Genomic DNA, 20,153 nt, shown 5'->3' on the forward strand with positions numbered 1-20,153 from the left:
TAGAGCTTTTAATTTTGTAAAGAAATTTCACTTCAAAACCACTTGTTATTTTGCCGAAAATATATTATATTGATCTTGGAAGGAGGGAGAATCATGGGTGCTTTTTTGCGGAACCATGCAGGCGTGATTCAAGCCGCTTTGGGCGTCGTGATCTTGTTGTTGCTGATCGTATGGTTTAGTTCGCCTGTCTATTGGGTCGCCTGTACATTGACGGTTTTGGCAGCCAGCCTGTTCCGCGCGTGGCTGTCCTATTTCTCCATCCGGGAAGAAGCGCGGGAGGAAGGGCGGCGTTTTCTTGGCTGGGCGGAACCGGCGTTTTTGAACATGCTCGATACGACTTGTTATGCCTATACATGGCTGTTGGTTGCATTCCTCAGGCAATTCCCTGCGCTCCGCTGGCTTTGGTACATCCTGTTGGCCATCGGCTGGGGTGTTATGTTTGTATTGGCTTTAAGAGGGGAAAAGGTACAGTGCCAAGAGGCGGGGAAACCCTTTGTTTGGTATCGTGCGCGTGCCTTCTGGTTGTCGCTTCTTTGCTTAGCGCTTTTTTTGTTACCGGTCATCGTTGCTTATTGTTCGGGGTTGTTTACATAAGCTGTATTTTCCCACAATGGCGCTCGTCCCGCCGGAACGTCAATATGCAGAAGAGAACGCCTCCTGTCCTTTGGGACGGGAGGCGTTCTCTTATACGGAAACCAGCGTGGTGTTGGGGTAATACCACGCCAAAATTTCCTGATAATCCGAACCCTGCTGCGCCATAAATTGCGCGCCGGTCTGGCTCATGCCCACGCCGTGCCCATATCCCCGGACCGTAAACGTAAAGATGCTATCCGCGCAGGCGAGGGTAAAATTGGAGGAGCGCAGGCCGAACGCCGAGCGCACGTCGTCGCCATCCACCGGCTGCCCGCCGATGGTGATCTGTTTCACCGAGCCGGAATTCGTGCATGCAGCTTCGCCCACCCAGGTGGATGGGTCGCCGGAAAAATCCGCGTCCGGCGCCTTTTCCTGGATGGCGTTCCGGAATTCTTCGGCGCTGAACGAGGCGGTGGTCTGGTAACCGCTGGCAAACAGGTCGCCGGGGCTGGCAACCGGGACGAGGTAGTCCAGCTTTCCGCCCCATACGTCCTCCGAGCTCTCCGTCTTTCCGGAGGAGATTGCGAAATAGGTGGCGTCGATCAATTCCCCATCGCTTTGAAGGGTCTGGCCCGCGATGCAGTCGATCACCTCCGTGAGTTTGTCGTAATACTCCTGAAAGGATTCTCCCCAGCGCTCCTGCATCTGTTCTTTGCTGACATAGACCTTCCAGTTTTGGGGATCGGCGGAAAAGTCGCTGTCCGCGTTTTGCTCGCGGGCCAGCGCACGCTGCCGGCTGTAATAGGTGTAAGCGGCGACCGCCTGTGCTTTTAAGGCCTCCGGCTCCGCGCTGGGGGCCATTTCCGTGACGATGGCCCCATAGAGGAAGTCCCGGTCCCCGACGGTCAGGACCTCGTTGGTGGATTCGTCCCGGATGCGGAACGAGGCGTTCTCAAGATCCGCCGGGGGGCCGGAATCCGTCACCCGCGGGGAATCTGGAAGCGATCCGGACAGGTTCGCTCCGATCGCCAGGAAGGGGATGCACAGCATGGCGAGAAAAAGCAATAAGCATAAAATCGTCGTACCTTTCATTTTTACACCTCCGCAAACAAGCGCCTTGTCCGCATTTCTACGGCTATTCCATTTTTACATGGAGGATGTTTGAATTATGCATAAGGATGCTGTAAATTGCAACGATATTCGCATTTTCGAACAAAAAATGAAATAATTGACAATTTTTCATGCATTTTTACGGCCTTTGTCTCTGTTCCAAGGATTGACTTCCCTATGGCAATCCTTTACAATAAAATCGTTGCACAAAAGGGAGTGGGTGAAACAGGTCGGTTTTGCCCGATGATTGAAAGAACGGAGTGAATGTTAGGATGGAAGAGACACAGCAGAATGATCAAAAAATGGAATTTCGAGCGCTCTGTGAGGAATTTCGGGCGAATAACCAGATTCCCCCGGAAAAATTTGACCTGTATCAGGTAAAACGCGGCCTGCGGAATCCCGATGGGACGGGTGTCATGGCCGGTTTGACGCTGATTTGCAACGTGCATGGCTATTTGATCGACGACGCGGAACGCATCCCGGATAAGGGTATCCTGACGTACCGCGGCATCAACGTGGAGGATATTGTGGAGGGCTGCCGCCGGGAAAACCGCTTTGGCTTTGAAGAGGTCGCCTGGCTGTTGCTGTTTGGCAAGCAGCCGACCCGCTCGCAGTTGGAGGGCTTTAGCAAGCTGCTCAACAGCTGCCGGGAGCTGCCGGAGTATTTTGCCGAGGATATGATTATCAAGGCGCCGTCCCGCAACATCATGAACAAACTGGGCCGTTCGGTATTGGCACTGTATTCCTATGACGACAACCCGGATGATCCTTCCTTGGAAAACAACATGCGCCAGGCTATCCAGCTGATCGCGCGTTTGCCCACCATTATGACGTATGCCTACCAGGTGAAACGCCGCCATTTTGACCGGCAAAGCATGTTTTTCCACCCGCTGGACCCGAACCATTCCACGGCGGAGGCCATCCTCAATGCCATCCGCCCGGACCGCGTCTTTACCGATGAAGAGGCCAAGCTGCTGGATCTGTGCATGATTCTGCATGCGGAGCACGGCGGCGGCAACAACTCCACCTTTACCACGCGCGTGCTTTCCTCCACGGGGACGGATATTTATTCCGCAATTTCCGCCGCCATCGGTTCCTTGAAGGGGCCGCGGCACGGTGGGGCGAACCATCGCGTCATGATGATGATGGACGACTTGATGGGGCATGTGAAAAACTGGGAGAGCGACGACGAAGTGGGAAGCTACTTGGAAAAGATTGTCCGCAAGGAGGCCGGCGACCGCTCCGGGCTGATCTATGGCATGGGCCATGCGGTCTATACGCTGTCCGACCCGCGCGCCGTGATTTTAAAAGAAAATGCGCGTAAAATGGCGGAGGAGCACGGCATGCTGCGGAAATTTGAGCTGTTTGAGCGCGTGGAAAAGCTCTCGCCGGATGTATTCGCAAAGGTGAAGAACGACCGGAAGGTCATCTCTGCAAATGTGGACTTTTACTCCGGCCTGGTGTATGAGATGCTGGGGATTCCGAGCGACCTGTACACGCCGATGTTCGCCGTATCCCGCATTGCGGGCTGGTGCGCACACCGCATCGAGGAAATGGAAACCTGCGGCCGCATTATGCGCCCCGCATACCGCTCCTTGACGCATGAAAAGCAGTACATACCCATTGACGAACGGGAATAAGAGGCTTCGTACCGCCAGGCAGTGTTTCAGCGCTGCCTGGCGGTTTTTGATTCACGGCAACATTTTGCTATTATGAGAAATAAGAAAATTAAGATTGCTGCAATTGTGTAGAATAGAATACAATGTCGCTTGATACTATTGTAAAAAGGGGAAATATCCGATGTCTATGAAACACGCCTGGTTGGTTTTTCTGGTTGCGCTGGTTGTGGTGCTTCCCGTTCGCCTGTATCAGCTTTTTGCCCTGATGGAAGAGGATACTGGATTTTTAAACGGCGGTACGGCGACCACAGCGGTGCTGGTGGTTGTCCTGCTGCTTGCATTTGCTGCGATCGTGGTCATTTCGAAGGGAAGCAAGCGGATGCCGGCGGGATACACGCCTTTGCGGAGCATCCCCACGGCTGTCCTGTCCGGTTTGACCGGCGCACTGCTTCTGGTCAACTCTGTCAGCAATATTTTTATCTATAGTGTGCAGATCAATGGAACGGCTCCCAGCGGGGAGAGCACAACCCCTGCCGGTGTGATCGGCCTGGCAATGGCGATTGTCGGGATCCTGGCGGCGTTCGCCATTTTTCTGGCGGCCTATGGCTTTGCCACGGGGACGAACCCAGTGGGCGAGCATCCGCTCGTCGCGCTTTTGCCAGCGGTTTGGGGATGCATTTGCCTGGTTCTGCTGTTTATCTCCTATACAGCAGTGGTCAATGTGTCGGAAAATGTGTACGACATGTTTGCGGTGGTATTGCTCCTTTTGTTCCTGTTTGCACAGGCGAAATTTTTCGCCGGCGTGGAGGGCGAAAAGAGCGGGCGCATGTTGGCTGCGACCGGACTTCCGGCAGCACTGCTGGCGCTTTTGACCTCTGTGCCGACCCTGCTGATGGCGGTTCTGGGAAGGACCGTCCCGGGGCTGTTCCCTGCAGGGCTTCATCTGGTCAATTTGTGCATGGCTTGCTACATTTTGTCCTTTTTGTTCGCCGCGCGTAAGCTGCCCGCGGGCGTAAGCGCTGCCATCCGAACACCAGAAGAAGAAAATTGAAGAGTTTTCCAGAAAAATATTTAAAAAATGTAAGTTAAATTTATATCAAACTCTTGTATTATCGCTGCGAATGCTATAAAATAATAGCAGGATAGACCACTATAAAATTCAGGAGGTACAAGTTCTATGTCTATTAAAGTTGGCATTAATGGCTTTGGCCGCATTGGCCGCCTGGTATTCCGTGCCGCTGTTGCGCAGCCGGAGACCTTTGAGATCGTTGGCATCAACGATCCGTTCATCGACCTCGACTATATGGTTTACATGGTGAAATACGACACCATGCATGGTCATTTCGATGGCACCGTAAAGGCTGAGAACGGCAAGCTCGTTGTCAATGGCAAGGAGATCAGCGTTTTTGCTGAGAAGGAGCCGTCCCAGATTCCGTGGGGCGCTGTTGAAGCGGAGTACGTTGTGGAGTCCACGGGCGTGTTCTGCACCACCGAGAAGGCTTCCGCTCATATTCAGGCTGGCGCTAAGAAGGTTGTTATCTCCGCTCCTGCAAAGGATAAGGAAACCCCCACGTTTGTCTGCGGTGTTAACCTCGACACCTACACCAAGGACATGAAGGTTGTTTCCAATGCTTCCTGCACAACGAACTGCTTGGCTCCTCTGACCAAGGTTATCAACGACAAGTTCGGCATCGTGGAAGGCCTCATGACGACGGTTCACTCCACCACTGCAACCCAGAAGACCGTTGACGGCCCGTCCAAGAAGGATTGGCGCGGCGGTCGTGCAGCTGCTGGCAACATCATCCCGTCCTCCACGGGCGCTGCTAAGGCTTGCGCACTGGTTATCCCGTCCGTTAAGGGCAAGCTGACCGGTATGTCCATGCGTGTTCCGACCCTGGACGTCTCCGTTGTTGACCTCACCGTAAGCCTGGCGACCAAGACCACTTACGAAGAGATCTGCAAGGCGATCAAAGAAGCTTCCGAAGGCGAGCTGAAGGGCATCCTCGGCTACACCGACGAAGCGGTTGTTTCTTCCGACTTCCTGGGCGATCCGCACACCTCCATCTTCGACGAGAAGGCTGGCATCATGCTGAACGACCATTTCGTCAAGCTGGTATCCTGGTACGACAACGAATGGGGTTACAGCAACAAGGTGCTCGACCTCATCAAGCATATGTACAAGGTTGACCACGAATAATTTGGCCGGCGGTTAAAACCGAAACGTAAAGGCTGTGAGCCCCTGCTCTTTGCATTGCAAAGGGCAGGGGCTCTTTTTGTTTACCTAGCGGTTGTATCGCACAAAAGATCAAAAGGTTGCCTAGTTTAAAGGGCGTCTGCCCTCCATTGAGATTATGTTAAGCTTTTCATTTTATTTGGAACCGCGCTCGAGTGTTTTGCTGGATTTCCTAAAAAAATATAGAAAAATATTCCAAAAATTCGCCATAATATATTATTCCTTGATAAATGTATGTATAATTAATGAATGAAACAGTCGGACTCTAGTCGTTAAAAATATGTAATATATATAAAATTGTAAAGAGGATATATGATAAAAGGAATAGAAGGGAGGAGCGGAATTTTAAGGGCTTTTGCGGCCCTTCTCATGTGTCTTCTTGCAAATGGAATAAAAAGCTATTTTGGAAAGGAGATTTTGCATGATACAAAAAAAAGTCCGTAATCTACTGAGCGTAGTTTTAGCGCTGTTGCTCTGTTTGGGAAGCCTGACCCCCGCGTTTGCAGCCAAAAATAATGTACAGGCCGATCCGGATGCGGAGCTGTCCGTATTGGACATGGCCAACGTGGATATGCTTTCCGGGTACCTATATGAGCGTTCCCAAAAGAATTATGACCGGTTGGAGAGCGACCCCTATCTGTTGCCTTCTGTTCTGGAAGGCGACCCCAATTGGCCGGGGGATTATCAAGGCCGGGCATTGCTGGGAATCATCAGCGAGGCAAAGGCAAACCAAGACCGCGCCCCGCAGAACCTGGAAGCCATGATGCAGGCTTTGCCGGACAAGCTGCTCGACGGCTGTTTCTTTAATGAAACCTTGAATCCCGATATGATTAATGAGCAGTTGATGGCCGGGCACAGCTGGTTCCTGCGTGCGATGTGCGAATTGTACGAATGGAACCAGGATCCCCGTGCGCTCGAAATTATAGAGGGTTTGGTGAATAAGCTTTTAATCCCGGCGAAGGACGGCTTTGCGCGGTATCCCATTATCGAAGGCGGACAGGGCGGCGGAGAGTCCGGCGAGATTATCGGGGAAGAGGCCGGTTGGAAGTTGTCCACAGATACCGGCTGCGTGTTTATCATGTTGGACGGGGCAACCCACGCATATCAAATTACGAAAAACAAAGAGCTCCGTTCGGTCATCGAGATCATGATTGAAAAGTTTATGCAGGAGGATGTGCGCACCCTAAAATTCCAGACGCACGCCACGCTGTCTGCCACACGCGGCATCCTGCGGTTCTACGGCGCTACCCATGAGCAGAAGTACCTCGATTATGCGGTACAGCGCATGGAGGAATATGTCAGCTCCGGCATGACGGAGACGTATATGAACTATAACTGGTATCAGCGTCCGGAATGGACAGAACCGTGCGCGATCATTGATTCCTATATCGCCTCCATGGAGCTGTTCCGCTATACACAGGATGTAAAATGGCTGGAATTGGCCCAGAAAATTCTGCTCAATGGCATGGGCGCAGGCCAGCGCAGCAACGGTGGCTTTGGTACCGATACTTGCTGTGGTGTGACCAGCGATTCCTTGGACGTAAGTTCCTATGAAGCGACCTGGTGCTGCACGATGCGCGGCGGCGAAGGCATGGGGAAAGCATTGGGATACCAGTATATGACCGATGCCCAGGGCCGCCTGTATGTGCTGCAATATTCGAACAATCGCCTGACGTTTGCTTCCGGCGGCGGGGAGACAGTTTTGCAGCAGACATCCGGCTATCCGGAGAATGGAGACGTGCAGTTTGCCGTGGAAAGCAGCACTGCTTCGGAGCTTACGATGCGGCTGTTTATTCCATCCTATGTGGATCTCACAACACTCCGCTTGACTGTGGATGGGATGGAGACAGAAGCAAACGTAGAGAACGGCTTTTTGGAGATTTCCTTTGATCCCACAACCGTGGACGAAATCGCACTCCATTTTGACATTCCGGTGATCCGCAATGTGACCATGCCCGCGGAGGACCACATGTTTGGGTACACCTATTCCAAGGGCTTTGCCCTTTTGGGATGGTTCAACGGTCCTGGAACAGATGTGGAAGGCGAGCAGAACCTTCCCTTCGAAGAACGCACGTTGAAGCCCATCTATGAGGCGTTCCATTTGAGCCAGTCCGACCGTTCGGCGACCTCCATTCAGGTGGTGGACACGCCCAATAAAGATATGAGCATTTCCACCGGCGCAGCAGTGTCCGCGTCCAGTTCCTATGAGGCGGACGGCTGGGGGATCTCCGGGCTGGTGGACGGCGCCTATACCAACGGCTGGAGTTCCATGCCGGGCAGAAATCAGACAGAAGACAGCACGGAATGGGTCCAGGTGGATCTGGGAGGCGTATGCTCCATCCAGGAGATCCTGCTGTATCCTTCGGATAATCTCGACGGCGCTATGATGCCTGTGGATTATGAAGTCTTGGTTTCGGTGGACGGAAACGAATGGACGCCGGTCAAGAAGGTGGAGGGAGACACGGTCACCAGCAAACCCCGCGCCATTCTGTTTGACGAGCCGGTTGAGGCTGGCTATATCCGCGTAGTGGGCACGAAGCTCCGCTTGGCGAATGAGACAGACGGCTACCTGATGCAGATTGGCGAGCTGGAAGTCTATAGCGATGATGTGGTTATGTTGCAGATCGCTTCCAATGACCCAATGGCCTATGCAGCGGTGCGCATCAATGACGGCGATGAGAAAATCCTCCCATATACAGGCGCATTCCGTGAAGGGCAGGAGCTGACGATTGAACCGGTCATCCTCAACGAAGCGGACTACGGTTTCTTCTCCTGGGGCGGCGATGTTTCTTCCGATGAAGAAACCATTTCTTTGACGATGGACAGCGACCATTCGCTGGTGTTGAATCAGGCATTGGCAATATCCGAAAATCTGGCGCTGCATGCGGCGGTGAATGCGAAGAACACCATTGAATCTCTGCCGGATTGGAGCACATCGAACCTGACGGATGGCGTCCTTTTGACGCCGGGAGATGTCAGCGGTTCCAAGGGCTATACAAGCTCGGCAACTACCAATCCCGATGTCTCCGCAGACCCGTATTGGGTTGAAGTGGATCTGGGGGAAAACACCGAGTTTAACCGCGTGCACTTGTATCCACGCTCCGACTATTTTGCGGCCGATGGAAGCACATGTTCCTTCCCAGAGGATTTCACCATCTCCGTGCGCAAGGATGGGGAGGATACATACACGGTCATCGGCACTTACCACGACGTTGTGGCCCCCGAGTATTACCGCCCAGCGGTTTATACCTTTGATGAAATGCAAGATGCCCGGTATATCCGCGTCACGGTGAATCGGATTGGCAAACTGGCAGCCGATACGACCACCAACTATATGTTCCAGCTTTCTGAGATGGGTGTATACCGCATCGACGAAGCACAAGACACCTATCAGCTGTATTTGGAGGGGACGCCCGGAGGAAAGATTTCCGTGAATGGCGAGTTGGTGTCCCTGCCATATTCCCAGGAATATGCAAAGGGCGACCGGGTGACCATAGAGGCCATTGAAACCACAGGTACGTTCATTGGCTGGGAAGGCAGCCAGACCGGTACGGATTCGGAAGTCTATTTGATTATGAATAGCGATCAATCCGTCCGTGCGAATTTCCAATATGGCAACATGGTTCCCAATAGCAGCATGACGGCGGAAGCAAGCAGCGAAACGAATCCACAGCACGACTACGATGGGCCGGCCTCTTTTGCCATCGATGGGAACATCCAAACCCTTTGGCACAGCCGCTATGACCCGCAGCAGGACCCGCTGCCTGTGGATATCACGCTTCGCTTTGATACCGTACGCCAGATTAACCAATTTGTATATGTACCGCGGCAGACCCCTGGACAGAACAACGGTATCATTACAAAGTACCGCTTGGAAATCCAGGCAGCGGATGGAACATGGACGCAGGTATCGGAGAGCGACTGGGCGCTGGATATGGCGGAGAAAACCGTGGAATTCTCCCCGACAGAGGCACAGGCTGTCCGCTTGACCGCCATAGAAGGATACGGTGGCTTTGCTAGCGCAGCAGAGCTGCGGGTTTACGAAGTGCCTGCGGTCTATACGGTCTCTGGATGCGTACTTGCCGGCGAAACCGGTGTGGACGTGGGAGGAATCCCCGTGTACCTGTATACGGCCGGCAATCCGGATCAAGCGATTGATCTTACAACGACCGATGCAGAAGGGAACTTTACCTTTACCGATGTAAAAGCGGGCGATTATCTTGTCCAGGTCAACGCAGTGGAAGGCGCTTATCTGGCGTCCAGCGTTGCCGTAACCGTATCGGACGGGGATGTGACCGATGCCGATCTCACGTTGCGTGGGCAGCCGGAATTGACCGTCACCTTCCCGAAGACGGTGAAATTGAGCATCGACGGCCAAGAGCAGACGATTGCCAACCTGCTGGGCAAGTATTCGGCCAACGTGATGGCGGACACCGAGCTCGAACTGACCTTCACTCCGAGAGTAGACGGCAGAGAGATTGCAGGCGTCACCGTGAACGGCGAAGCCATTGCGGAAGACAGCTTTGACGCTGCCGGGTATGTGTACAGCGCGGCCATGCCGAACGCGGACACCACGATCGAGCTTGGCTTCACAGTGGTAGACAAGCAGAACCTGCGCGCTGCCATTGAGATTGCAGAAGGCCGGGCGGACGAAGCAGCGGAAGCCGTACCGTCCGTGCAGGAGAAGTACGAAGCGGCATTGCAGGCAGCGAAGGACGTCGAAGCCAAGAAGACCGCAACGCAGGACGAGATCAACACCGCATGGAGCGACTTGATCGACGCGCTGCACTACCTGAGCTTTGCCGCAGGCGATAAGAGCCAGCTGGAGATCCCGATGGAGATCGCAGAGTCCATCAACCGCGACCTGTTCACGCCGGACAGCCTGAAAGCGCTGGACGAAGCGTATGCAGCGGCGGAAGACCTACTGGACGACGAGGAAGTCCTGGAAGCGGACATCACCGCAGCAGTCGATGCGCTGTATGACGCCATTTATGGCCTGGTCTACCGCGCAGACATCAGCGAGCTGGAAGCGCTGGTCCTCAAGGGCGACGGCATTGTCGAAAATGCAGACCAGTACATCCAGAACGACGCATGGACAAGCTTTGAGACCGTCCTGGCCGAAGCAAAGACCGTGCTGGAAGATGCAAACGCAACGCAGGATGCGGTGGACACCGCAGCAGAAGATTTGGCAGCGGCGATCTCCGCCCTGCGCCTGATCCCGGATAAGGATGCGCTGGAAGCATTGATCGGGCAAGCCGAAGCGATCAACACCAATAAGTACACGGCGAAGAGCGTCGCAGCGATGAAGGCCGCCCTGAGCACTGCGAAAGCAGTCCTGAACGACGCAGAAGCGACCGAGGAAGAGGTTGCAGACGCGGTCGAGGCGCTGGAGAATAGCATCGACGGATTGGTCGAGAAGAGCACCTCCACGAGCTCGAAGAACAGCGGCAGCACGTCTGCAAACGTTGGCAACGCATACGGCGCAGCGGGCGTGGTATCCGCAAGCCAGAGCGTGGCAGCGAATGCCTATGTGGTTTCCGACACGACAGTCAACTTCACGCTGAAGCACGGCCAGGCGTATTGCTTCAAGATGACCGTGGTCAACGGCAACGCTATGACGCCGAGCTTCACGGTCGGCAACGGCGATGTGCTGAAGACGCAGTTCGTGGCGAAGGTTGGCAACGACTACTATTACAGAGTCTATGCCACCGGCACGCCGGGCCAGAGCACGGGCGTTTACACCACCCTGCCGGGCCAGAACGCTACAAAGCACTGCACAGTAACGATTGGCTAAGTGTTTCCTTAGTGCTTCCACTATGGAGTGGAAAGCAACCTCTTTGCGGTTTGCTTTCTTAGGGAACGCCGTAGGCGCGAAAGACGTTGCACGTCCAGTGAAGCATTGTGCCGTGACGATTGCGTAAGAGCTTTCGTAGGACTTCCTACGTGGAGCACAAAACAAAACCAATTGCGGTTTGCTTCCGTAGAGAACGCCGTAGGCGCGAAAGACGCCGTGCGTCCGCCGTAGGCGTGTCCCGACCGGAGGTCCTTCCCAATAAGCAACGAGGGCCCAGCCCGGGAGTTTTCCCAAGGCTGGGCCCTTTTCTATATTCTACGCCTTTCTTTTTCATATCTAATGCGGAACGATGGCTTCCTGTCTTTAGGAAGGTTTTCGCTTGCTTCCGTAGAGCTTCCCCTATGGAGCGGAAAGCAAACTCCTCACAGTTTGCTTTCGTAGGGAACACCGTAGGCGCGAAAAGACGCTGCGCGTCCGCCGTAGGCGCGAAAGGCACTGTGTGCCCGCCGTAGGCGCGAAAGACACTGTGTGCCCGCCGTAGGCGCGAGAGACGCTATGCGTCTGCCGTAGGCCAAGGGACGTTGGGGTCTGTGCCTTTGGAAGTGTTCAATTTTTGTCTTAAATCCTTGTTTTATATTTGTTAGAACAATGTAAATGGGAAGTCTGTGGGGAGAATAAGCAAAATCTGACAAGCACCCTATGGTATACTGATTTTTGGGAAAAAGGCCATTGCAGCGAAAAACTTGGGCGTTTTATAACAATGTCAACAAAAAAATTTATATATATCCGCAAAATCTCCAATTAAACAACCAAAAACACTTGCTATTTTGTCAGTTTGTGATATGATAAACCTAAAGAAAATGTTACCAGGGGGAGCGGTTCAAATGCCAGATGTGAAAAAAACGGAAGAAAATAATTTTCCGCTATATTTATTCCACGAGGGAACGAATGTCAAGGCCTATGAATACATGGGTTTGCATAAAGCTGCCGTAGACGGAGGAGAAGGGATGTCCTGCCGGGTGTGGGCGCCCAACGCCCAGGCAGTCTCGCTGGTCGGCCCGTTCAACGAATGGGACGAAGAAAAAAATCCGATGGAAAAAATCAGCGACGGCGTGTGGGAATGTTATCTGCCGTTTGTCCTCCCCATGTATGAGATTTATAAGTTCAGCATCACCGGCAAAGATGGGAAAAAAGTGATGAAGAGCGACCCGTATGCGTTCCACTTCGAGGCGGGAATTGGACACGCTTCCCGCTATTATGACATCGAGGGATTCCAATGGAACGATCAGGCGTGGTACCAGCACAAGAAAGAAAAGCCGCATTACAACCAGCCTGTGAACATCTACGAGGTACATCTCGGTTCCTGGCGCCGGTATGCGGATGGAAATGTCTTTTCCTATGACAAGCTTGCTGACGAGCTGATTCCCTATATCAAAGAAATGGGGTATACGCACGTCGAACTGATGCCGATCACCGAGTATCCGTTTGACGGTTCTTGGGGCTATCAGGTCATGGGATATTTCGCGCCTACCTCCCGTTATGGCGAACCAAAGGACTTTATGAGCTTTGTGGAGAAATTCCATGAAGCGGGAATCGGCGTGATCATGGACTGGGTGCCGGCGCATTTCCCGAAAGATGAGGCCGGACTTGCGCGTTTTGACGGCACGCCCTGCTATGAGTATGCGGATTGGCGCAAGGGCGAGCATAAGGACTGGGGCACGCTGGTCTTTGACTATGGCCGCCATGAGGTGGTCAGCTTCCTGATTTCCAGCGCGGTGTTCTGGCTGGAGAAATACCACATCGACGGAATCCGTGTGGATGCCGTGGCTTCCATGCTGTATCTGGACTACAGCCGGAAAGAGGGCGAATGGGTTCCAAATAAGAACGGCGGCAAAGAGAATCTGGAGGCGGTCGCATTCCTGCAAAAGCTGAATGAATCCATCTTTGAGCTGTTCCCAGAGGTCATGATGATTGCGGAGGAATCCACCTCCTGGCCCATGGTGAGCAAGCCCACCTTCTGCGGCGGGCTCGGTTTCAATTATAAGTGGAATATGGGCTGGATGAACGATATGCTCCACTATATTTCCTTGGACCCGATTTACCGCAAGTTTAATCACGACAACATAACCTTTTCCTTTTTCTATGCGTTCTCCGAAAACTTTGTCCTGCCCATCTCCCACGACGAGGTGGTGCATGGAAAGTGTTCGTTGTTCAATAAAATGCCCGGCGATCGGGATCAAAAGTTTGCAAGTGTGCGCACGTTCCTCTCCTATATGATGGCGCATCCCGGCAAAAAGCTGAACTTTATGGGAACGGAGTTCGCCCAAGAAATCGAATGGAACTATGAGCAGGAGCTCGATTGGTGCCTGCTCAGCGATGAGCGCCATGCACAAATGCAGCGCTTCTCAAAGGACCTGAACCATTTCTATCTGGAGCATGCCCCGCTGTGGGAGGTGGACTTCTCCTGGGAGGGCTTCTCCTGGATCTCCAACGACGATTACACCCAGAGCGTCATCGCTTTCCGCCGGTTTGACAAAGAGGGCAACGAGCTCATGGTGGTGTGCAATTTCTTGCCGGTCCTGCGCGAGAAGTATTGCATTGGCGCCCCGTATCCGGGGGTTTATGAAGAGATCTTCTCTTCGGACGCTGTGATCTACGGCGGCAGCGGGCTTTCCAATGGCGCTGAGATCAAAACCCAGGACGACGAGCCCATGCACGGGATGGAGCAGAGCATCTGCCTCAACCTGGCGCCTCTGTCCGTTGTCTTTATCCGGTGCAAACAAAAGAAAGTACGCCGCAAGAAACCTGCGGCAAAATCCAAGACGGCTGCGGCCAGCAAGACAAAAAAGACGGCTGCATCCAAGACCTCCTCCGGGGCGGGAACCAAAACAACACGCCCCAGAAAAAAGAAGGCCGAACCACAAGCGTGACCGCCATTTGGCGGACGTTGATACATGGAAATCCCTTCACAATGAAATATGAAGCCAAGGAGGAATCTCATTATGATGCCAAAACAAGAAGTCGTCGCCATGCTCCTTGCAGGCGGCCAGGGCAGCCGGTTGGGCGTGCTCACGAAAAACCTGGCAAAACCCGCTGTTCCATATGGTGGCAAATACCGTATTATCGACTTTCCGCTCTCGAACTGTGTGAATTCCGGCATTGAGAGCGTGGGCGTCCTTACCCAGTACCAACCCCTGTTGCTCAACGAGTACATAGGCAGCGGCCAACCGTGGGATCTCGACAGTATGAACGCCGGTGTGCGCGTCCTGCCGCCGTATCAGCGCAGCCGCAAGTCCGACTGGTACAAGGGCACAGCTAACGCGATTTATCAGAACATCAACTTTATTGAGCGCTATAATCCCGATTATGTAGTGGTCCTGTCCGGCGACCATATCTATAAGATGGATTACTCCAAGATGGTGGCATTCCATAAGGAGCACGATGCAGCGTGTACGATTGCCGTCATCGAAGTCCCCATGGAAGAGGCGTCCCGTTTTGGCATTATGAATACGAACGAGGACGGTTCCATCTATCAGTTCGACGAGAAGCCAAAGGTGCCGAAGAGCAATAAGGCTTCCATGGGTATTTATGTATTTACCTGGAGCAAACTGCGCAAATATTTGGAAGAGGACGAGGCCAATCCGAAATCCTCCAACGACTTCGGCAAAGACGTCCTGCCGGCCATGTTGAACGCAGGCGAGCGCATGTTCGCTTATCCGTTCCAGGGGTATTGGAAGGATGTTGGGACCATTGAAAGCCTCTGGGAGTCCAATATGGACCTGCTCAATCCCAATGTGGATCTGGACTTGAGCGAAGAGAGCTGGAAGATCTATTCCCGCAACCCGGTTATGCCGCCGCATTATGTTGCAAAAGACGCCAAGGTGCAAAATTCCCTGGTGGCAGAGGGATGTAATGTCTATGGCGAGATCGACTTTGCCGTCCTGTTTGCCGGCGTGTACATTGCTCCGGGCGCACAGGTCAAGGATTCGATCATCATGCCGGGCGCGCGCGTAGAAGAGAACGCCATTGTCCAATATGCCATTGTCGCAGAGAATGCGGTCATCGGCAAGGGCAGCGTCGTCGGCGCACGGCCGGAAGACATGGAAAATAAGGACGAATGGGGTGTTGCGGTCGTTGGTAGCGGCTGCGTCCTAGCTCCGGGCACAACCGTACCCCCCAAGGCGATGATTGATGCGGATACACTTGCAGAGGAGGGGTCAAAATGATTCGCGGAAACAATATACTGGGAATTCTGTTTGCCAATGTCCACGAGGAAAAGATCCGGGAATTGACGGAGAAACGCACCATGGGTTCTGTACCCTTTGGTGGACGGTACCGTCTGATTGATTTCCCGCTGTCAAATTTGGTCAATTCTGGCATTAACAAGGTCGGTGTTGTCACAAAGGGCAATTATCAATCCCTGATGGATCACCTTGGCTCCGGAAAGGCTTGGGATTTGTCCCGCAAAAGCGCGGGCTTGTTCATGCTTCCCCCGTTCGGCCATGAGTCCTTGATCAACAACAGCCGGGTTGAGTCCCTGGAATCCAGCATGCGGTTTCTGACGAATTCCCAAGAGGAATATGTCATTCTGAGCGACTGTGATGTAATCTGCAACATCGATTATCGCGATGTGATGGCGTTCCACTTAAAGAACCAGGCGGATATCACTGTGATTTACCGCTATGGGAAGCTGCCGAAGATGATCAGCAATCCTTCGGTATACACCATCGATCCGGATGGCCGTGTGCGGGATATGGTCATCAGCCCGCGGCAGAGCGGCGAGTGCAATTTTGGCATGAGCATGCTGCTGATGCGCCGCGACCTGTTGATCCAGATGGTGACCGAGTGTGTGAGCCGCAATTTGTATAATTTTAAACGTGATTTCTTACAGCGGAATATCGAGAAGTTCCGCATTTATGCCTATGAATTCACGGGCTTTGCGCAGAATATCTGCTCGATGAATTCCTATTTTGAGGCAAATATGGCCCTGATGCTGCCCAAGGTGCGCAGCCAGCTGTTTGACCCGAACCGCCCGATCTATACCAAGGTGCGTGACAATATGCCCGCCCGGTATGGCCTCGGCGCAAACGTCAGCAACTCCCTTGTGGCGGACGGCTGCGTAATCGAAGGTTCTGTGGAAAACTGCGTGTTGTTCCGCGGGGTGAAGGTCGATAAGGGCAGCAAGTTGGAGAACTGTGTGATTATGCAGGACAGCGAGATCGGACCGAACTGTAAACTCAACTATGTTGTGATTGACAAGGACGTTGTCATTAAGAACGACCGTTCCCTCATGGGATTCCAGTCTTATCCGGTCTTTATCAGCAAAGGAAGCGTGGTCTGATTCGGCCGCGCGACGTGCAGCATGGAAAAGAAGGAGGAGACAGTCAAATATGAAAGTATTGTATTGTACCAGTGAGGCGCGGCCATTTGCCGCTACGGGCGGCTTAGCAGACGTAGCGGGGTCCTTGCCCCAGGCATTGCGCGAGCGGCTGATTGGCTGCCGCGTCGTGATGCCGCTGTATGAAGAGGTCCCGCAGGAGCTGCGCGACAACATGCGCTTTGTCACCAGCCTGTCCGTGCCGGTGGCATGGCGGCGTCAGTATTGCGGCGTGTTTGAGGCGCGGTCCGGCGGTGTGATTTACTATTTGATCGACAATCAGTATTATTTTAAGCGCAAGGGGCTTTACGGCCACTATGACGATGCGGAGCGCTTTGCATTCCTCTCTCGCGCTGCATTGGAGATGCTGCCCTATATCGACTTTAAGCCGGACATCATCCATTGCAACGATTGGCAAACCGCCCTTGTGCCGATCTATTACAGCATCTTCTATGCGAACAACGAGTGGTACCGTGGCATCAAGACGATTATCACCATCCATAACATCCAGTACCAGGGGAAATATGGCAAAGAATTGGTCGAAGACGTGCTCGGCATCCCGAAGTCGGAGAACCATATCCTGGAATATGACGATTGTGTCAACCTGATGAAGGGTGCGATTGAAACCGCGCACCGCGTGACAACCGTCAGCCCGACGTATGCGCAGGAGATCCTCGACCCGTGGTACTCCCACGAGCTGGACGGCATCCTGCGGGAGCGTTCCTGGAAGCTCACCGGCATCCTGAACGGCATCGATACGGTCAGTTATGACCCGGCGACGGATAAGGATATCTACGCCAACTATTCGGCGGACGATTTCAGCAACAAGGCGGAAAACAAGCGCGCTTTGCAAGAACGCCTCTGCCTGGCCCAGGACCCGGATGTGCCGTTGATCGGTATGGTCACCCGCATGGTGGCCCATAAGGGCCTTGACCTCGTCAAAGAGGCGCTGGATCAGCTGATGTGGGAGACAAACGCCCAGTTCGTCATTCTGGGTTCGGGCGACTTTGAATATGAGAACTTCTTCCGCGATATGCAGAACAAGTACCCGGGCCGGCTGTGCGCCTGCTTCGGGTTTGTTCCGGAGCTGTCGCGCAAGATTTATGCGGGTGCGGACATTTTCCTGATGCCCAGCAAGAGTGAGCCCTGCGGTCTGGCGCAGATGATTTCCCTGCGTTATGGCACGATCCCGGTGGTACGCGAAACCGGCGGCCTGAAGGACTCCATCCAGGACAGCGGCGACGGCTACGGCAACGGCTTTACGTTCCGTACCTACAACAGCGGCGACATGCTCCATGCGTTGCATCGTGCAATCGACGGATATTACAACCGCGACGGCTGGAGAATTCTCGTGGAGCGCGCCATGCGCTGCGACAACAGCTGGGGCAAATCCGCCAACGAATACATCCGTTTGTACCGCGAACTTGTCAAAGAATGAAATTTGTGATAGAGTGTGTTTGAACATACACTCTGGCAAAAGGAAACAACCTGCCGGGTCTTTCGGCAGGTTGTTTTTGCTTTACAAGGGCCGGAAGGCCGGGAGGGACAAACGTGAAACGGAGAAGCGTCCTATTTCTTATGATAGCCGTCCTATTGCTTTTCGCTGTGGGATGTGCAGCGGGCCCAGCGAAAACGGAGGAACCGAATTCGTCATCATCCAGTATGTCCGTTCCGTCGGAAAGCGAATCCAGCGCTCCTCCGGCCGAGACAGAGGAGCGACCAGAAGAGCCGGAGGGCAGTGCTTCCGAAGAGAGCGATGCTTCATCTTCGGGACAATCTGCTGTTCCAGCTGGGCCAGCAACGACGCAAGAGCTTTTTGCAGAGGGATATCCGGAGGCGCAGGAACTGCTGGAGAACATGACCCTGGAGGAAAAGGTGGCACAGGTATTCCTGTTCCGCTGCCCTTCGGAAAATGCGCTGGCGGCGGTGCAGACGTACCAGCCCGGCGGTTTTATGCTCTTTGCAAAGGATTTTGACGGCAAGACGGCGGAACAGGTCTGTGCCGAGATGGAATCCTACCAGCAGGCCAGCAAGATCCCGATGTTTTTGGCTGTGGACGAAGAGGGCGGTACGGTTGTGCGCGTCAGCCGCAATGCGAACCTTGCGCCAAAACCGTTCCAATCGCCGCAACAGGTGTTCCAATCGGGCGGTATGCAGGCCATTGTAGACGATACCGTCCAGAAGACGCAGTTGCTTCAATCGCTCGGGTTGAATGTCAACCTCGCGCCCGTGGCGGATGTATCCACCACCCCCGCCGACTTCATGTATGCGCGGACGTTCGGCCAAGGGGCGGCGGAAACGGCAGACTATGTGAAGAACTCCGTGGCCACGTACAACCAGCAGCGGATGGCCTGCGCATTGAAGCATTTTCCCGGCTATGGGAACAATGTGGATACCCACACGGGGATAGCGGTCGATCACCGTCCCTACGAGACGTTTATGGAATCGGACTTTTTGCCGTTTGCGGCGGGCATTGAAGAGGGCGCGCCGATGGTTCTGGTGTCGCACAACATCGTGAACTGCATGGATTCGGAGCATCCGGCCTCGCTTTCGCCCGAGGTACACCGGGTTTTGCGTGAGGACCTCGGCTTTACGGGGTTGATTTTAACCGATGATCTGTCGATGGAGGCGATCCCGGCATATACCGGAGGGGAAAACCCCTGTGCGGCGGCGATCAACGCGGGCAACGACCTGCTGTTATCCTCCGATTTGCAGGCGGATTACAACGCACTCTTGGCTGCTGTGCAAGACGGGACCGTGACGGAGGAACGGCTGGACGAATCGGTGCTGCGGATTTTGGCGATGAAATGCTGTACACAATATCAATTGGAAAGGGTTGTAGGATAGATGCGATTGACAGAAATGCAGGAAGAGTTGCTTTTGTGCATGCGGGGAGCCCGCTTCCCCATGGCGCGGTTTGAATTGCACAACGATGCAGAAAAAGAACTGGTTATGACCGCACTGGACAATGTGTATATGGAACATCCCGAGGAGGAAATGGGACTGGTCAAGAAGCGCGGGGAGGCCCTGCGCGGCTTGGAGGAACGTGGCCTGATTTCCATTGACTTTGACGCACCGGTTTGGGTGGCGGGCGACCATATCGTCTATTATAAAAGTAAAATTTACGAACTGCTCTGCCATACGGCGTTGGAAGCGTCGCGCACGGTGGAGGGGTGCCTGTTCAATTTGCCCGTCCTGCGCAAAGGGTATGCGGAGCTGACGCCGCGCGGCCGTCAAGAGACGCGACGCTTGTTGGCCCGCCACCGTATGGAGCAGCACGGCTGAAGAAAAACGTGGCGCGTTGGCGAAGGCCGCCTTACGCCCAGTTGGATTGCCTTGATGCGGATGGCGGAAAAGGAGGTTTTGGGAATCTCTCAGTTTTTTCTATAGGGATAAAGAAGACGCAAAAACGCCGTTCCACGTTCTGTGGGACGGCGTTCAAACGAT

At 53.8% G+C, this 20,153-nt stretch carries 12 protein-coding genes; 11 read left to right on the forward strand and 1 reads right to left on the reverse strand.

Annotation, left to right across the window (positions count from 1 at the left end; translation table 11 throughout):
- Positions 1 to 93 precede the first annotated feature (93 nt).
- The gene (locus I2E77_RS00455) at positions 94 to 594 is read left to right on the forward strand and encodes a hypothetical protein (protein WP_087229864.1); all 501 of its coding nucleotides are present in this window, start codon (positions 94 to 96) and stop codon (positions 592 to 594) included.
- 90 nt (positions 595 to 684) lie between these two features.
- On the opposite strand, the gene spoIID is transcribed toward I2E77_RS00455, so the two are convergent.
- Complete coding sequence (spoIID, locus tag I2E77_RS00460; RefSeq protein ID WP_087229867.1) at positions 685 to 1,665, reverse strand: stage II sporulation protein D; 981 nt, start codon at positions 1,663 to 1,665, stop codon at positions 685 to 687.
- Positions 1,666 to 1,985: 320 nt separating this feature from the next.
- Between spoIID and I2E77_RS00465 the strand changes: the two genes are divergently transcribed.
- The 10 genes from I2E77_RS00465 to I2E77_RS00510 all read left to right on the forward strand — a co-directional run bounded on the left by I2E77_RS00465 (position 1,986) and on the right by I2E77_RS00510 (position 19,991).
- Positions 1,986 to 3,323, forward strand: a complete 1,338-nt coding sequence (locus tag I2E77_RS00465) for a citrate/2-methylcitrate synthase (protein WP_237966730.1) — start codon at positions 1,986 to 1,988, stop codon at positions 3,321 to 3,323.
- 160 nt (positions 3,324 to 3,483) lie between these two features.
- Positions 3,484 to 4,353, forward strand: a complete 870-nt coding sequence (locus tag I2E77_RS00470) for a hypothetical protein (protein ID WP_191362720.1) — start codon at positions 3,484 to 3,486, stop codon at positions 4,351 to 4,353.
- Between the two features lie 126 nt (positions 4,354 to 4,479).
- Complete coding sequence (gene gap, locus I2E77_RS00475) at positions 4,480 to 5,499, forward strand: type I glyceraldehyde-3-phosphate dehydrogenase (RefSeq protein ID WP_087229876.1); 1,020 nt, start codon at positions 4,480 to 4,482, stop codon at positions 5,497 to 5,499.
- A gap of 457 nt (positions 5,500 to 5,956) precedes the next feature.
- Positions 5,957 to 11,329 (forward strand): discoidin domain-containing protein, encoded by a 5,373-nt coding sequence (locus I2E77_RS00480; protein ID WP_195450403.1) that lies wholly within the window; start codon positions 5,957 to 5,959, stop codon positions 11,327 to 11,329.
- 884 nt (positions 11,330 to 12,213) lie between these two features.
- Entirely contained in the window at positions 12,214 to 14,259 is a 2,046-nt protein-coding gene (glgB, locus tag I2E77_RS00485; protein ID WP_191521414.1) for a 1,4-alpha-glucan branching protein GlgB, read from the forward strand.
- Positions 14,260 to 14,331: 72 nt separating this feature from the next.
- The gene (locus tag I2E77_RS00490; protein WP_087229886.1) at positions 14,332 to 15,555 is read left to right on the forward strand and encodes a glucose-1-phosphate adenylyltransferase; all 1,224 of its coding nucleotides are present in this window, start codon (positions 14,332 to 14,334) and stop codon (positions 15,553 to 15,555) included.
- Positions 15,552 to 16,670 (forward strand): glucose-1-phosphate adenylyltransferase subunit GlgD, encoded by a 1,119-nt coding sequence (gene glgD / locus I2E77_RS00495; protein ID WP_207738150.1) that lies wholly within the window; start codon positions 15,552 to 15,554, stop codon positions 16,668 to 16,670. Before I2E77_RS00490 ends, glgD begins: the two co-directional genes overlap by 4 nt.
- A 49-nt stretch (positions 16,671 to 16,719) precedes the next feature.
- Positions 16,720 to 18,144: a glycogen synthase GlgA gene (gene glgA, locus I2E77_RS00500; protein ID WP_087229889.1), complete on the forward strand. Its 1,425-nt coding sequence runs from the start codon at positions 16,720 to 16,722 to the stop codon at positions 18,142 to 18,144.
- 113 nt (positions 18,145 to 18,257) lie between these two features.
- Complete coding sequence (locus I2E77_RS00505) at positions 18,258 to 19,553, forward strand: glycoside hydrolase family 3 protein (RefSeq protein ID WP_195450404.1); 1,296 nt, start codon at positions 18,258 to 18,260, stop codon at positions 19,551 to 19,553.
- Positions 19,554 to 19,991 (forward strand): hypothetical protein, encoded by a 438-nt coding sequence (locus I2E77_RS00510; RefSeq protein ID WP_140400310.1) that lies wholly within the window; start codon positions 19,554 to 19,556, stop codon positions 19,989 to 19,991. It abuts the gene before it with no gap.
- The last annotated feature ends 162 nt before the right edge of the window (positions 19,992 to 20,153 follow it).

Source organism: Anaeromassilibacillus sp. 1001302B_160321_C8, assembly GCF_015554745.1.
In the GTDB taxonomy this organism is placed as follows: Bacteria; Bacillota; Clostridia; order Oscillospirales; family Acutalibacteraceae; genus Anaeromassilibacillus; species Anaeromassilibacillus stercoravium.

Excerpts from the sequence above, each read along its gene's own strand:
- I2E77_RS00455 (WP_087229864.1), top strand. The coding sequence starts at position 94 with ATGGGTGCTTTTTTGCGGAACCATGCAGGCGTGATTCAAGCCGCTTTG.
- spoIID (WP_087229867.1), bottom strand. The coding sequence starts at position 1,665 with ATGAAAGGTACGACGATTTTATGCTTATTGCTTTTTCTCGCCATGCTG.
- I2E77_RS00465 (WP_237966730.1), top strand. The coding sequence starts at position 1,986 with ATGGAATTTCGAGCGCTCTGTGAGGAATTTCGGGCGAATAACCAGATT.
- I2E77_RS00470 (WP_191362720.1), top strand. The coding sequence starts at position 3,484 with ATGTCTATGAAACACGCCTGGTTGGTTTTTCTGGTTGCGCTGGTTGTG.
- gap (WP_087229876.1), top strand. The coding sequence starts at position 4,480 with ATGTCTATTAAAGTTGGCATTAATGGCTTTGGCCGCATTGGCCGCCTG.
- I2E77_RS00480 (WP_195450403.1), top strand. The coding sequence starts at position 5,957 with ATGATACAAAAAAAAGTCCGTAATCTACTGAGCGTAGTTTTAGCGCTG.
- glgB (WP_191521414.1), top strand. The coding sequence starts at position 12,214 with ATGCCAGATGTGAAAAAAACGGAAGAAAATAATTTTCCGCTATATTTA.
- I2E77_RS00490 (WP_087229886.1), top strand. The coding sequence starts at position 14,332 with ATGATGCCAAAACAAGAAGTCGTCGCCATGCTCCTTGCAGGCGGCCAG.
- glgD (WP_207738150.1), top strand. The coding sequence starts at position 15,552 with ATGATTCGCGGAAACAATATACTGGGAATTCTGTTTGCCAATGTCCAC.
- glgA (WP_087229889.1), top strand. The coding sequence starts at position 16,720 with ATGAAAGTATTGTATTGTACCAGTGAGGCGCGGCCATTTGCCGCTACG.
- I2E77_RS00510 (WP_140400310.1), top strand. The coding sequence starts at position 19,554 with ATGCGATTGACAGAAATGCAGGAAGAGTTGCTTTTGTGCATGCGGGGA.